Origin of the sequence: Mycolicibacterium novocastrense (assembly GCF_001499835.1) — a bacterium.
In the GTDB taxonomy this organism is placed as follows: domain Bacteria; phylum Actinomycetota; class Actinomycetes; order Mycobacteriales; family Mycobacteriaceae; genus Mycobacterium; species Mycobacterium novocastrense.
Genome location: NZ_LQIH01000021.1, coordinates 38,473 through 52,662, shown reverse-complemented (window position 1 = coordinate 52,662; position 14,190 = coordinate 38,473). Strand labels below are relative to the sequence as shown.

The window sequence follows — 14,190 nt, the reverse complement described above, 5'->3', positions numbered from 1 at the left end:
ATGCGAGCGGTGGTGTTGCGCGACGGAAAGCTCGACGTCCGCGAGACGGCCGATCCCGAACCCGGGCCTGGGGAGCTGCTGATCAAACCGCTGGCGGCGGCGATCTGCGCTTCGGATGTGCACTACATGGACCATCCGAATTCGTCGCCCCGGTTCCTATGGGATGCGGACCGCGACACCGTGATGGGCCACGAATTCGTCGGTGAAGTGGTGGGTCACGGACCCGACTGCTCGGGCGACTTCCCGGTCGGAACACGGGTCACCAGCATGCCGATCCTGATCCGCGCGGGCCAGGAGCCACTGGTGATCGGTCACCATCCCGACGCCCACGGCGCGTTCGGAGAGCTGATGGTGGTGTCGGAGATGATGTCGCGACGGGTGCCCGACGGCGCGCCGAACGACGCGGTCGCGCTGGTGGACGCGTTCGCGGTGGGGGAGTACTACGTACGGTGCTCGGGTGTGGGGCCGGGTGATCTTCCCCTGGTTATCGGCGCGGGCGCCATCGGCCTGTCCACGGTTGCCGCGCTCAAGGCGCGCGGCGTGGCCCCGATCGTGGTGTCGGACTACAGCGACGACCGTCTGCGCTACGCCGCCGAATTCGGCGCCGACGTGCTCGTCAACCCGGCGCAGCGCGACCCCTACGAGGTGTGGCGGGAGACGTTTCGCGCCAACAGTTTTCAGACCACGCAGGTGATCTTCGAGTGTGTGGGCGCCCACGGGTTGATGCAGACCATTGTCGACAACTGCGAATTCCTGGCGCGAGTGCACGCCGCGGGCGGATGGTACGACGCGGGCACCATCGACTGCACCGCTGCCACGCACAAGGGCGTGACGATCCAGTTCGGCGGGGGACCTCACCCGCAGGACTGGTACGGCACGCTCGACGCGGTCGTCGACGGCCGCCTCGACCCATCGCCGAGCATCGGGGCGACGATCGGTCTCGACGAGGTGCCCGAGGCCATCGATCAGGTGCGCAAAGGGCTTGGGCCGCCGCGCATTGTGGTTCATCCGGAGGTGTGATGAGGATTCTTCCCGGTTCGATCCGTCAGATCGGTTATGTCGTCACCGATATCGACCGAGCGATCGCGAGTTGGCTCGAGCTCGGTGTCGGGCCCTGGTTCGTCATGCGGGATCTCACGCTCTCCGCGCAGTATCGTGGCGAGCCGTGTGAGATCACCCAGTCGCTGGCGCTGAGCAACAGTGGCGACATGCAGGTGGAATTGATCCAGCAGCACAGCGCGGCGCCGAGCGTCTTCACCGAGTTTCTCGACGCCCACGGCGAGGGCTTCCACCAGTTCGCTTACTGGGCAAGCGATTTCGATGCCACCATGCGCAGTGTGGCTGACGCGGGATGGCCGGTCGTGTGGTCGGGCGGCGAGGACGTCGGGACCCGCTTCGCCTACGTCGAACCACCAGCCGGCCCCGCCCATGTCGCACAGATCATCGAGATCATGGAACTGACCGAGATCACCAGCGGTATGGCGGACTTCGTCCGCGACGCCGCCGCGAACTGGGACGGCAGCGACCCGATCCGCGTGCTGGGCGGGTAGTCGCGACGGGCGCCGGACTACTTGGCGCGGTTCATCGCCTTGTCGGCGGCTGCCCAGTGCTCGTCGGACACCCACAGCCGCGCGAATGCGTCGACGGCCTCGTCGGTCGAGGCGCCCTTCATCACCCGCTTGATCTCGCCGGCCGCCCGGTGGGCGAGCTTGCGGGCGATCGCGCGCCAGTCGTCGTCGAACGACTCCCGCGCCAGCACCTGATCGACCAGACCGACGCGCTGGGCCTCCTCGGCAGTGAGGATGGTGCCGGTGCCGGCCAGCAGCAGTGCCTTGCTGTATCCGACGATTTCGACCAACCGCTCAGCGCCGCCCCAGGCGGGCATGATCTCGAGCGCCACCTGATTGAAGCCGATCTTGATGTCCGAGGCGGCCAGCCGGATGTCGGCCGCGGTCGCGAACTCCGCGCCGCCGCCGAGCGCGTGACCGTTGAGCACCGCGATGGTGACGCCGGGAAACGTGACGATGCGATCGCACACGGCGCGCATCTGCCTGGCCATCGCGGCCGCGTCAGCCTCGGTGCGCAATGCGGCGAGCTGTTTGAGGTCCCCGCCCGATACGAACGCCCGGTCGCCGGCACCCCTGATCACCAGCGCGGTCGCACCCTGCGCTCCGTCGAGCGCGGCGTCGAGTTGCTCCATGGTCTCGGGCGCGATCGCGTTGCGGGCCTCCGGCCGGTCGATGGTGATGACCGCCAAGCCGTCGTCGAACTCGAGGTCCACCATCAGACGTTCTCCATTTGCGATATTGGCATTCTCGGTTTCAGAGAATAGCATCGCCTCGAGTCGGAGCAGCCGCCTGAGTGTGGGGAGTCCATGCGCAACATCCCGGTCGAGCTGACCAAACGCTACGAGGAGAAAGGCTGGTGGACCCGGGACACGCTCGGTGAACTGTTGGCCCGCCACCTGGCGGCCAATCCGGATACCGGTTTCTGGGTGCACTCAGATGTGCGTCCGTTCGCGGGCACATTCGCCGAAGTGGAACTGCAGGCCCGTCGCCTCGCGGCCGGCCTGCACAAGCGCGGGGTCGGTCCCGGGGACGTCGTCGCGCTGCAGCTGCCGAATTGGATGGAGGCCGCGGTCGCGTTCTGGGCCTCCACCTTCCTGGGTGCGGTCGTGGTGCCGATCGTGCACTTCTATGGTCGCAAGGAACTCGCCCACATCCTGCCCACCGCGCGGCCGAAGGTCTTCATCACCACGCGCGAATTCGGCCGGATGAAATTCCAGCCCGACCTGGCCGCCGACGTCCCGATCGTGGCGCTGGTGGGGGCCGACGAGCGCTTGCGCGAGGAGCATGTCCACAGCTTCGAGGAACTTCTCGACGACGACCCGATGACGGGCACGTTGGCCACCGATCCGGCGGGTCCGGCGTTGATCGCGTTCACCTCGGGTACCACGAGCAAGCCGAAAGGCGTTGTGCACAGCCATCAGACGCTGGGCTTCGAAACCCGCCAGCTGTTGGAGAACTATCCCAAGGACCGCGGGAGACAACTCACGGCGACGCCGATCGGTCACTTCATCGGAATGCTGGGTGCGTTCCTCATCCCGGTGCTCGAGGGCGCCCCGATCGATCTGTGCGACGTATGGGATCCCGGCAAGGTGCTCAAACTCATGGAGACGCAGGGTTTGTCGATCGGCGGCGGGCCACCGTACTTCGTCACCAGCCTGCTCGACCATCCGGACTGCACCGACGCGCACCGTTCCCGGTTCACCACCGTCGGCCTCGGGGGGTCCACGGTCCCCGCTGCGGTGACGCGCCGACTGGCCGACCTGGGGTTCTTCGTGTTCCGTTCGTACGGCAGCACCGAGCATCCGTCCATCACCGGCTCGCGGCCGACCGCGCCCGAGAACAAACGGCTCTACACCGACGGCGACCCGCGTCCCGGTGTGGAGATCAAACTCACCGAGGACGGCGAAATCCTCTCGCGCGGACCGGATCTGTGTCTGGGCTACACCGACGACGAGATGACTGAGCGGGCGTTCGACGACGAGGGTTGGTACCACACCGGCGACGTCGGAGTGCTCGACGAGGACGGCTATCTGACCATCACGGACCGCAAGGCCGACGTGATCATCCGTGGGGGAGAGAACATCTCCGCACTCGAGGTCGAGGAGGTGCTGCTCGGTATGCCCGGTGTGGCCGAAGCCGTCGTGGTCGCCGCGCCCGACAACCGGCTCGGTGAGCGGACCGCAGCGGTGCTTCGCATCCGCTCGGGCGGCAGCATGCCGACGCTCGAGGAGGTGCGCGCCCACTTCAAGCGTGCGGGTGTCGCGGTCCAGAAGTGGCCCGAGGAACTGCACGAGGTGCCCGAGGGCGAGGACTATCCGCGCACGGCCAGCGGAAAGGTCCAGAAGTTCGTCTTACGGGAGCAGGTGCGAGCCAGCAGCGCCGCGACCCTCGCGAGGCGTACAACAGGGTCGTGATCCGGGCCGATCAACCGCCCTGGTGTAGCTCTCGCGAGGCGTACAACGGGGTCGTGATCGGGGCCGATCTACCGCCCTGGTGTAGCTCTCGCGAGGCGTACAACGGGGTCGTGATCGGGGCCGATCCACAGCCCTGGTGTAACTCTCGCGAACGAATTCGGGGACTCTCGCGAACGAATTCGGACCGCGATCAGACCGTCAGCACGTTGCGTACCCGACACCAATGAGAATAGGATTCTCCAGAGAAGAAAAGGAGTGTTCCATGGGACAACTTTCACACCGGGTCGACATCCCGTTTCCGCTGTTCGATGCGGACAACCATCTCTACGAGCCGCCCGAGGCGATGACGAAGTACCTCCCCAAGGAGTACAAGGACATCGTCCAGTACGTCGAGGTCAACGGGCGAACCAAGATCGCCATCAAGGGCCAGATCAGCAACTACATCCCCAACCCGACCTTCTCGCATGTCGCCAAGCCCGGCGCGTGGGAGGAGTACTTCAAGTTCGGCAATCCCGACGGCAAGAGCAAGCGCGAACTGTTCGGTGAGCCGATGCGGTCCATCCCGGCGTTCTTCGAACCGGCGCCGCGGCTGGAGCTGATGAATGAACTCGGCGTCGACCGCTCGCTGATGTTCCCGACGCTGGCCAGCCTCATCGAGGAGCGGCTACGCGACGATCCGGTCGCCATCCACGTCATCATCCACTCGCTGAACCAGTGGCTCGACGAGGTCTGGGGCTTCAACTACCAGAACCGCATCTTCGTCACCCCGGTCATCACGCTGCCGATCGTCGAGAAGGCGATCGAGGAGCTGGACTGGGCGGTCAAGCGCGGCGCCCGAGCGATCCTGGTCCGTCCCGCGCCGGTGCCCGGATTCCGCGGTCCGCGCTCGTTCGCCCTGCCGGAATTCGATCCGTTCTGGGAGAAGTGCGTCGAGTACGACATCTTTGTCGGCATGCACTCCTCGGACAGCGGCTACTCCCGCTACACCTCCGAATGGGACGGTGTCGCGCAGGAGATGCTGCCGTTCCAGACCAATGCGATGTCCATCCTCAACGAGTGGCGCCCGATCCAGGACGCGGTGGCCTCGTGGGTGATCCACGGTGCGCTGTTCCGGCACCCGAAGCTGAAGGTCGGCATCGTCGAGGCCGGTTCGAAGTGGATGTTCCCGCTGCTGGACTCGATGGCCGAGGTCTACAAGAAGGCGCCCGAGGCGTTCTTGGGCAACCCGATCGAGGAGATCAAGAACCGCATCTTCGTCAGCCCGTTCTACGAGGAGGGCATCGACGACCTGATCAACCTGATCGGCGTGGACCAGGTGCTCTACGGTTCGGACTGGCCGCATCCGGAGGGTCTGGCCGAACCGACGCACTACGTCACCGCGCTCGAACACCTCTCGGTCGAGGATCAGGCGAAGATCATGGGCGGCAACCTGGGTCGCCTCGTCACCGTGTGACGTCAAGCCCCTGGGAGACCATCCCCGAGATGGTCTTGAGCGCAGCGGACCGCTTCGGCGACGCGGAAGCGGTCGTCGACGGTCCGTTGCGCTTGTCCTTCTCCGAGCTGACCGAGCGGATACGTTGCGCGGCAGGCGCTTTCGCTGATCTCGGGATCGCCAAAGGCGATCGGCTGGCGATCTGGGCGCCGAACTCCGCCGACTGGATCGTCGCGGCGTTCGGTCTGCTGGTCGCCGGTGGGGTGCTCGTCCCGGTCAACACCCGGTTCAAACCGGAGGAGGCGGCCGATGTCATCGGCCGCAGCGGCGCCAAGGCCGTGCTGGTGCAGAAGGACTTCCTCGGCCTGGACTATTCGGTGAGCACGGATGTGCCGGTGATCGACCTCGGTTCGGGGTTCCTGTCGACCGGCGCACCGTTCGACGACCGCGTCGCCGACCTGACGGGTACCGACATCGCAGACGTCATCTTCACCTCGGGCACCACGGGCCGGCCCAAGGGCGCGATGATGAATCACCTCCAGACGCTGCGCGCGTACGAGGAGTGGGCGACGCTGGCTGATCTGCGCCAGGGCGATCGCTACCTGATGATCAACCCGTACTTCCACACGTTCGGGCTCAAGGCCGGACTCGTCGCCTCGTTCTTACGAGGCGCCACGATGCTGCCGGTGCCCGCGTTCGACGTCGACCGGGTGGTTGATCTGATCGAGCGCGAGCGCATCACGATGCTCCCCGGCCCGCCGACGCTGTATCACTCCTTGCTGACCGTGGCCGACAAGGGACGGCTCGTATCCCTGCGGGCGGGCGTGACCGGCGCGGCCGACATCCCGGTGGAGCTGATCCGCCGGATTCGTGACGAGTTGCCGTTCGAAAGCCTGATGACCGGCTACGGGCTCACTGAAGCCGGCAATGTGACGCTGTCCCGCCCGGGCGACACCCCCGAGGACGTCGCGACGACCGCGGGCCTACCGTGCGAGGACGTCGAGGTCCGCATCGCCGACGACGGCGAGGTGTTGGTGCGCGGCTACAACGTGATGCAGGGCTATCTGGACGACCCCGCTGCGACGGCCGAGGCGATCGACTCCGATGGCTTCCTGCACACCGGCGATCTCGGCGAGTTCACCGAGTCGGGTCGGCTGCGAATCGTCGGGCGCAAGAAGGACATGTTCATCGTCGGTGGATTCAACGCCTATCCCGCCGAGATCGAAGGCTTTCTCCTCGAGCACCCCGCGGTGGCTCAGGCCGCGGTCATCGGGGTCCCGGATGACAGGTTGGGGCAGGTCGGGAAGGCGTTCGTCGTGCTCAGCACGGGTCACGGCCACGTTACGGGTGAGGACCTCATTTCGTGGAGCCGGGAACGAATGGCCGGTTTCAAGGTGCCACGCTCTGTAGAGTTCCTCGACAGCCTGCCGTTGAACGCCACCGGCAAGGTGATGAAGGACCGCCTTCTGGACAAACGCCGCTGAGCGTATGCATAGCACGTAAATAGCATTTCCGCAGGAAGACGGTTGTTTGCCGGGCGGTGCCTACGCAGGTATCGTCGCGGCGATACTCAAAAATTGATAATGGCATTCTCGCAAGTGGTGAAGCAGACAAGGAGGGCGCTTGTGCCGTCATTCAGGCGCCGCGAGTCGGTGATCGACGCGGATCGCGTCGAAAAGCCGCCGCAGGAGGACCCTGCGCAGCGGTCGGCAGACTCGGACGAGGCACTTCGCCTCGCCGAGGAGGCGGAGGCCGAAGCGGCCGAGGCGGAGGCGATGGCCGCCGCCGCGCGTGCTCGCGCCAAGGCGATCCGGTTGCGCAGGCAGGCTGCTGAGGGCAAGGGCTCGACGGTTGGGGACGAGTCGGGCTCGGAGCCGGCCGAAGAGCCGCTGCCTGAGACGACCACCGCCGAGGTCGCGGAAGAGGACATCGAAGTAGGCCGTGAAGAAGGCCGTGAAGACGGCGAGGTCCAGCCGAAGGCCCCTGAGGCGGCGGCAACCGAGGCCGACGAACCGGTCGACGCCGACGTCGACACCGGTGCCGACGACTCGGCCGAGCCCGACAACGCCGAGTCACCGAAACGATCCCGTCGTCTGCGGATGCCGCGGATCAGGTGGAAGATCGTTGCCGCGGTGGTGGCCGTCGTCCTCATCGTGGCCTTCGGCGCAGCGAGCGCATTCATGGTGTGGCAGCACCGGCAGGCGCAGGAGGAGCAGCAGCGAACCGCCGAATTCACCGCGGCGGCGCGGCAGAGCGTCGTGACCCTGATGTCGTTGGACTTCAACAGGGCCCAGGAAGACGTGCAGCGCATCATCGACAACTCGACGGGTCAGTTCAGGGATGACTTCGAGGCCCAGGCCGAGGACTTCACCCGGGTCGCCAAGGAATCCAAGGTGGTCACTGAGGTCACCGTCAACACCGCCGCGGTGACGTCGATGACCGACACCAACGCCACCGCGCTGGTGTCGGCCACCTCGAGGGTCACCAACACCGCAGGTGCCAATCAGGAGCCTCGCTCATGGCGCCTGAAGGTGGATCTCGTTCGCGAGGGCGACCAGATCAAGATGTCGAAAGTCGAGTTCGTACCGTGAGCGCCGAAACCAAACCCGACGAGGCCGACGTGAAGACCGCGGCCTCCGACGAACCGGAATCGACTGCCGTCGAAGCGGAGTCGACGGCGGCCGAGGAGACGGGAGCGGCCGAGACGAGCCGCCCGAAACCCCTGACAGGGGTGCGGAGGCATCTCGGTGCGATCCTGCTGACGCTGCTGTTGGTGGTTTCGGCAGGTGTGGCCGCATGGCTCTACTTCTTCCAATTCCGAGCCGATCAGCAGACCGATCCCGACGCTCAGAGAGTGGCCCTGGAGGCGGCGAAGGCGGGCACGGTGGCGCTGTTGTCGTATGCCCCGGACTCGATGGAGCAGGACTTCACGAACGCGAAGTCGCACCTGACGGGGGACTTCCTCAACTACTACACGCAGTTCACCGAGCAGATCGTGACCCCGGCGGTCAAGGAGAAGCAGGTCAAAACCAGCGCTGCTGTCGTGGAAGCCGGCGTGGCCGAGATGCATCCCGACACCGCGGTGGTGTTGGTCTTCGTCAATCAGACGACGGTCAGCAAGGAGAACCCGGATGGCGCCTTCGCCGCGAGCGCGGTCAAGGTCGGACTGACCAAGTCCGACGGCCGCTGGCTGATCAACAAGTTCGACCCCGTGTAGCGTCACCGCCGTGACGGCGCTTCCCGGCCAATCCCTCGCGGCGGTGGCGACGGTGCCGGCCGCCGACAACGCTGCCGCATCGCTCGAACCGGTGTCGGGCCGATCGCCCCTGTCGCGCGTCGTGCACGACTGTCGGGCAGCGGTCGCCGGTCCCGCCGCGGTCGTGGTTGCGGTCGCCGAGCAGCTCGCCGACGAGGTGCGCGCACAACTCGCCGGCGACGGATCCGATGACATCGGCCTCGTGGTGGTCACCGGCGCCGCCACCCGCGCGCGGTGCCTGGCCGCCGCGCTCGAAAGGGCTGTGGCCGAGCCGGTTTCGGCGTCGCACGTGCTCGTCTACGACGTCCGGCAACCCCTGACCCCAACGGAGCTGCGGGATCGGGTCGTCGAGCATATACGGCTGGGGGCTTCCGCCGTGCTGCCGGTGCTGCCGGTCACCGACAGTGTGAAGGCGATCGACGAGCACGGTGTCGTCACCGGCTCATTGGATCGCTCGACGCTTCAGACCGTCCAATTTCCCCGGGGTTTCGCCGCCGAGCACCTCGGCCGGCTGATCGCCGGATCGGTCGGGGAGTTCGACGAGGCCGTCGAGGCGATCCGATCTGCCGTGCCGGTTGTCACGGTCGACGGTGACGCTGAGGCCGTCACGGTCGACCTCCCGCACGAGGGTCCCCTCCTCGAGGCCGTCATCGCCGGCCGCGGCGCACGTTGAGTGTCGTCAAAAGATGTTCGGCGGTCGCGATGTCGCGGGCGTAGGTCACCTTGATGTTGTGCGGCTCGCCCGGAAACGTCTGCACCGCAACGTCGGTGAACGCCTCGACGCATGACGACGTATCGGTGCCCTCGAACCGGTGACGTTCTGAGCTGCGGTACGCGGCGAGCAGCGGTGCGGCCCGAAAGGCCTGCGGTGTCTGCACCCGAACAAGCGTGGACCCGTCGGCCGGCTGCCGCAGCGCGGTGGTCACGACGTCCCGGAGTGGCAACGCCGGTATCGCACCACCGGATCGGCGCGCGACCGCGAGCGCGCGGGTGAACATCTCGACGCCGGCCATCGGCCGCGCGGCGTCGTGGATGAGCACGACGCCGATGCGACCGGACTCGATGTCGGTTTGCAGATGACGTAGGACGTTGAGTTCCGAACCATGCCGGGTGTCGCCGCCCTCGACGAATTCCACATCGGCGGTGGGCAGTTCGCGTGCGACCATGTCCCGTGCGAGCGTGAGCTCGCCCTTCCGGTGCACCAGCACGATGCGATCGACATCCGGAACTTTCGTCAGCGTTTCGAGCGACCACGCGGCCATCGGTCGACCCGCGACAGGGAGATAGGCCTTGTTGCCGTCGGCGCCGACCCTGGTTCCCAGGCCGGCCGCGAGCACGACTGCCACGGCGGACGGCGTCGCTTCGGGCTCCCGCACAGTCACCTGTGTATCTTGGCACCGATCGTTTCGGCACGTCACAGCCCGGGTAGCCCTTTCGCATGCCCAAGACGACCAAGAGTGGCAGCGCCCGCAAGAACGAGCTGCCCAGCACCCTGCAGAAGTCTGAGGCCAAGGCCCAGCGGACCTTCGCCAAGGCCCATGACGCCGCTGCCGAAGAGTACGGCGAGGGCGAACGCGCGCACCGCGTCGCCTACAGCGCGCTCAAACACAGCTACGAGAAGGTGGGCGACCACTGGGAGGCCAAGTCCGAGAAGGGCCCGTCCGATCAGCGCGCGCGCAGCGGCGGCCCGAACGCCAAGGGCGACACCGCCGAGGGCGTCAACGCCAACGCCTCCAAGAAGCACCTCATGGAAATCGCACGGCGCCTTGATGTTTCGGGCCGCTCATCGATGAACAAGGACGAGCTGGTCTCAGCGATCAAGAAGGCCAACCGGCGCGAGACCGCTCGCGGCCGCTGACGGACCGTTCGACTCAGTCGCCTCCGCCGCTGCGGGTGTCCAGCCCCTCCAGCAGCATCCGCTCCTGCTCGATCCTCATCACCCGGCGTGCTTTGCCCCGGGTGATGAGGATTCCGACGACGGCGAACGTCCAGATCGCGTACTGCACGGTCCAGGCCAGCCGGAACGCGTCAGAGGAGAAACCGCCCGTCGCGTCGAGGATGGCGCCCATCGCCTGCATCACCAGCAGCGAGGCGATGAAGCCGCCCATGTTGACCAGGCCGGAAGCGGTGCCCAGCGTGGCACTGGGGTTGAAGGTGCGCGCGAAGTCGAAGCCGACCATCGAGCCGGGTCCGCCCACCGAGATCACGACGATCAGCAACACGAGCAGCCACAGCGGCGCCCTGCCGGGCAACGCCAGCACGACTGTCCAGATCAGCGCGTTGCTGGCGATGATCGCCAGAACCAGACGGGAGCGCCGGTGTGGTCGGCGCCCGGTGAAGATGCCGATCAGCACCCCCGCCGAAATGGCGGCCACGACCGAGACCGTCAACATCAGCCCGGCCACGCCGGCCGACAGGCCCTGCGCATTGGTCAGGTACGGAACGCCCCACATCAGCGCGAACACGGTCACCGAGAACTGGGTGCCCATATGGGTGAAGAACCCCAGACGGGTGCCCGGCCGCAACCAGACGGTCTTGACGCTGGCCAGCGTCTCCCGCACGGAGACGGCGTGGATCGCCACCGCGTTGCCGTGCGGGGTGTTCTTCACCAGCGCCGCGGTCAGGGCCATCGACAGGACACCGACCGCGGCCACCGACACGTAGGCCGTCGTCCAGCCCCAGGCGTCCAGGACGGCGAAGAACGGCACCGCCGACAACACCTGGCCGAGCTGACCGCAGATCCCGGTCAGCTGCGTGACCAGCGGAACCCGGCGGGGAGTGAACCAGTGCGGCACGAGTCGCAGGACCGAGATGAACGTGAAGGCATCGCCGAGACCCACCACCGCGCGTGCCCCGATGGCGGTGGGCAGCGATTCGGTGAACGCGAGAGTGAGTTGACCGCCCGACATCAGCGCGGCGCCCACCAGGATGAGCGTCTTGGAACCGAAGCGGTCCAGCAGTATTCCGGCAGGCACTTGCGCCGCGGCGTAGACGATGACCTGCAGCACGACGAACGTCGAAAGCACGCTCGGGCTGGCATGAAACCGCTCTGCGGCATCGAGGCCGGACACGCCCAGCGTCGTGCGGTCGAGAACCGCGACGATGTAGGCCAGCAGGCCGGTCGCCCAGACGATCCAGGGACGCACACCGAACCTTTCTCGCCGGCGATTGATAAGTCTGACTTTTCCATGGTTCCGCACGGTCGTGCGACAACGCCAATCCCGCCGCGGTGAATTCGCTCACCGGTGCGCCCGCCGTGCCGAAGGTAGTTGGCTGGGAACACGGCTCATTCGCATGTTTTTTCCCCTGCGACAATAATCAGACCTGATAGAGGCGGTGTGCGTGGCCCGTTGACCGACTGCGGTCAACGGGACAGTAGTTCGCTGGCAAACCCCGGAGCCGTTACAGTGATCGCATGAAGCGTGGCGTGGTTCAGCCGGCTCGAGCTGCCGCCGGGGTTCGCGACGTTGGCTGAGTATCGCCTCAACGAGCTGGCGCAGATCTCCGGCGTCAGCGCCCGCAACATTCGTGCGTACCGTGAGCGTGGATTGCTGGACCCGCCTCGGCGGGTCGGCCGGTCGGCGTTCTACGACGACTACCACCTGTCGCAGTTGCGCACGATCAATCAGCTGCATCGTCGCGGCTTCAACACCGCTCATATCGCCGAGTTCTTCGCCAGCCTGCGTGAGGGCGCAGATCTCGCCGACATCCTCGGAATCCAGCGGACCGTGCTGGGTCCGACATCCGGAGCCGACACCCGCGACACACCCGCGGGCGCAGAGGCGATCGGCGCCGACAGCGAGGAGGCGCGCCGACTGGTCGAGTACGGCTTGGCGGAGGTGGTCGACGGCGTCGTCGCTCTGACCGATACCGCGGTGCGAACGGCGGTGGCGCAGACGGCGGATCCACTCGGGTCGGTCCGCGCGCTGCTGCACATCGTCGAGGCCACTGGCGGTGCGGTCGACGCCTTGGCGGCTCAGTTCGTCGCAGCCCTCGACGACTTCGTCGCGGCACGGCTCGGCGCGGACTACGCGCCGACGCCGAATAGCGGCGATGATTTCGCGCGGACGGTGCGCGAGTACCGCGACCTGTGGACCAGCGTCGTGTCCAGACGGCTGGACGAGGCGCTACACCGCCAGATGTCGGCCACCGACACGAAACACGGTGTGGCCGGCCTGCTTGGACCGCATCAGCGCGGCCCGCTCACCCGGTGATCTGCCGCCATCTCTGGACCCATTCGTCGTAGTCGGTGCAGTCGTCACCGCGGCCGTCGACGCACTTGCGCTGCGGTGTGGTCCAGTAGTGGATCTTGGCGGCGAATCTCGCATCGGTGGCGTGGTAGATGTCGCAGAAGTCGGGCTCGGTCGTGTACTCGCACGCCCGCGCGTTGGCGGGCGCCTCCCCGAAGAACTCGGCGGCCTCGGCGTTGACCTGCGGTGAGGAGATCCAGTCCAGCCACTTGTACATGCAGTTCGGGTGTGCCGCCTTCGACGAGATCATCCAGGTGTCCGACCAGCCGGTGGAACCCTCGACGGGTAACACCGTGTTGACCGGAACCCGGTTGCGCGCACCGATCGTGTTGGCGATCACCTGCCAGGCGGTGCCGATGACGGAGGCGCCGGACTCGAACGCCTCCACCTCCTTGAGATAGTCCGACCAGTACAAGCCGATGTTCTCGCGTTGCTCGACGAGCAGCTGCACCGCGGCGTCGAGCTGCCGGTCATCGAGCGAATACGGGTCTTCGATACCCAGTTCGGGTCTCGTCTTCGACAGATACAGCGCCGCGTCGGCGATGTAGATGGGCGAGTCGTATGCGGTGACCTTGCCGCGGTACTTGTCGGCATCGTCGAAGACGGCCGCCCAGGAGTTCGGCGCGTCCTGCACGACCGCGATGTTGTACATCAGAAGGTTTGCGCCCCACCCGTGCGGAATGCCGTACATCTGACCGTCGACCGAATTCCACGGTTGGTCCTTGAGAAACGGAGAGATCGATTCGTAGTGGGGGACCAGTGCGGTGTTCACCGGAGCCACGTCGCCCGCGTAGATGAGGCGAAGGGTCGCGTCTCCGGAGGCCGACACCCCGTCGTATCGCCCACTGCGCATCAACTGGACCATCTCGTCGGAGGTATGGCCGAGCGTCACCTCGGTCTGACATCCGGTCTGCCGTTCGAACGGCGTGACCCAGTCGGCTTGCCCGTCGTTCGAGCCGTCTTCGGCGTATCCGGCCCAGGCGATCAGGTTCAGCCGGCCCTCACCCTCGCCGACCGAGCTGAGCGGTTCCATGTTCGGCGGCTCCTGGCCGCCGGGCGTGCGTTGCGCGCGCGAACATCCGGACGTCAGCGCGAAGACCAGAACGGCACAGGTGATGACGGCCAGACCCGTTCGCACGGCGGTGGCCGGCCTGCGCGCCATGGGTGTCACTCCTCCATCGATCGGCGAATCGTCGAACCGTGCCACCCGATGATTTCCTGTTTCGGCGTAGCTCGGCAACGCCGCGCCGCGACGCCGCAGTGATACCTC

Annotated in this window: 14 protein-coding genes; 10 read left to right on the top strand and 4 right to left on the bottom strand. The window is 66.5% G+C overall.

The features are described 5' to 3' along the window. Together AU072_RS16030 and AU072_RS16025 are read left to right on the top strand one after the other, a co-directional pair. Complete coding sequence (locus AU072_RS16030) at positions 1-1,020, top strand: zinc-binding dehydrogenase (RefSeq protein WP_174523779.1); 1,020 nt, start codon at positions 1-3, stop codon at positions 1,018-1,020. Beyond that, positions 1,020-1,550 carry a VOC family protein gene (locus AU072_RS16025; RefSeq protein WP_064414691.1) on the top strand — a complete coding sequence of 177 codons (531 nt, stop codon included), beginning with the start codon at positions 1,020-1,022 and terminating at the stop codon, positions 1,548-1,550. Before AU072_RS16030 ends, AU072_RS16025 begins: the two co-directional genes overlap by 1 nt. 17 nt (positions 1,551-1,567) lie before the next feature. Here AU072_RS16025 and AU072_RS16020 read toward each other — a convergent pair whose 3' ends face one another. Then, positions 1,568-2,284, bottom strand: coding sequence for an enoyl-CoA hydratase/isomerase family protein (locus tag AU072_RS16020; protein ID WP_064414690.1), 717 nt, complete (start codon positions 2,282-2,284; stop codon positions 1,568-1,570). 90 nt (positions 2,285-2,374) lie between these two features. On the opposite strand from AU072_RS16020, the gene AU072_RS16015 reads away from it, so the two are divergent. The 6 genes from AU072_RS16015 (at position 2,375) to AU072_RS15990 (ending at position 9,343) form a co-directional block, all read left to right on the top strand. After that, positions 2,375-3,982 carry an AMP-binding protein gene (locus AU072_RS16015; protein WP_064414689.1) on the top strand — a complete coding sequence of 536 codons (1,608 nt, stop codon included), beginning with the start codon at positions 2,375-2,377 and terminating at the stop codon, positions 3,980-3,982. 262 nt (positions 3,983-4,244) lie between these two features. After that, the gene (locus AU072_RS16010) at positions 4,245-5,435 is read left to right on the top strand and encodes an amidohydrolase family protein (RefSeq protein ID WP_064414688.1); all 1,191 of its coding nucleotides are present in this window, start codon (positions 4,245-4,247) and stop codon (positions 5,433-5,435) included. Continuing rightward, on the top strand, positions 5,432-6,898 hold the full coding sequence (locus tag AU072_RS16005) for a FadD3 family acyl-CoA ligase (protein WP_082680913.1): 1,467 nt from the start codon (positions 5,432-5,434) through the stop codon (positions 6,896-6,898). The genes AU072_RS16010 and AU072_RS16005 overlap by 4 nt, the downstream gene beginning before the upstream one ends. A gap of 141 nt (positions 6,899-7,039) precedes the next feature. Further along, on the top strand, positions 7,040-8,005 hold the full coding sequence (locus AU072_RS16000) for an Rv1363c family protein (RefSeq protein ID WP_064414713.1): 966 nt from the start codon (positions 7,040-7,042) through the stop codon (positions 8,003-8,005). Further along, positions 8,002-8,631: an Rv1363c family protein gene (locus AU072_RS15995; protein ID WP_235629908.1), complete on the top strand. Its 630-nt coding sequence runs from the start codon at positions 8,002-8,004 to the stop codon at positions 8,629-8,631. The genes AU072_RS16000 and AU072_RS15995 overlap by 4 nt, the downstream gene beginning before the upstream one ends. 10 nt (positions 8,632-8,641) lie before the next feature. Then, positions 8,642-9,343, top strand: a complete 702-nt coding sequence (locus AU072_RS15990) for an IspD/TarI family cytidylyltransferase (RefSeq protein WP_235629907.1) — start codon at positions 8,642-8,644, stop codon at positions 9,341-9,343. On the opposite strand, the gene AU072_RS15985 is transcribed toward AU072_RS15990, so the two are convergent. Then, entirely contained in the window at positions 9,318-10,052 is a 735-nt protein-coding gene (locus AU072_RS15985) for an IspD/TarI family cytidylyltransferase (protein ID WP_407937608.1), read from the bottom strand. The two genes, AU072_RS15990 and AU072_RS15985, sit on opposite strands and share 26 nt — an antisense overlap. Before the next feature lie 56 nt (positions 10,053-10,108). Here AU072_RS15985 and AU072_RS15980 point away from each other — a divergent pair, with 56 nt between their 5' ends. Next, entirely contained in the window at positions 10,109-10,528 is a 420-nt protein-coding gene (locus AU072_RS15980) for a ChaB family protein (RefSeq protein WP_064414685.1), read from the top strand. A 13-nt stretch (positions 10,529-10,541) separates the two neighbouring features. On the opposite strand, the gene AU072_RS15975 is transcribed toward AU072_RS15980, so the two are convergent. Further along, positions 10,542-11,816 carry an MFS transporter gene (locus tag AU072_RS15975; protein ID WP_064414684.1) on the bottom strand — a complete coding sequence of 425 codons (1,275 nt, stop codon included), beginning with the start codon at positions 11,814-11,816 and terminating at the stop codon, positions 10,542-10,544. 276 nt (positions 11,817-12,092) lie between these two features. On the opposite strand from AU072_RS15975, the gene AU072_RS15970 reads away from it, so the two are divergent. Next, positions 12,093-12,884: a MerR family transcriptional regulator gene (locus AU072_RS15970; RefSeq protein WP_235629906.1), complete on the top strand. Its 792-nt coding sequence runs from the start codon at positions 12,093-12,095 to the stop codon at positions 12,882-12,884. On the opposite strand, the gene AU072_RS15965 is transcribed toward AU072_RS15970, so the two are convergent. Further along, the gene (locus tag AU072_RS15965) at positions 12,874-14,082 is read right to left on the bottom strand and encodes an ABC transporter substrate-binding protein (RefSeq protein ID WP_064414709.1); all 1,209 of its coding nucleotides are present in this window, start codon (positions 14,080-14,082) and stop codon (positions 12,874-12,876) included. The two genes, AU072_RS15970 and AU072_RS15965, sit on opposite strands and share 11 nt — an antisense overlap. Positions 14,083-14,190 lie beyond the last annotated feature (108 nt).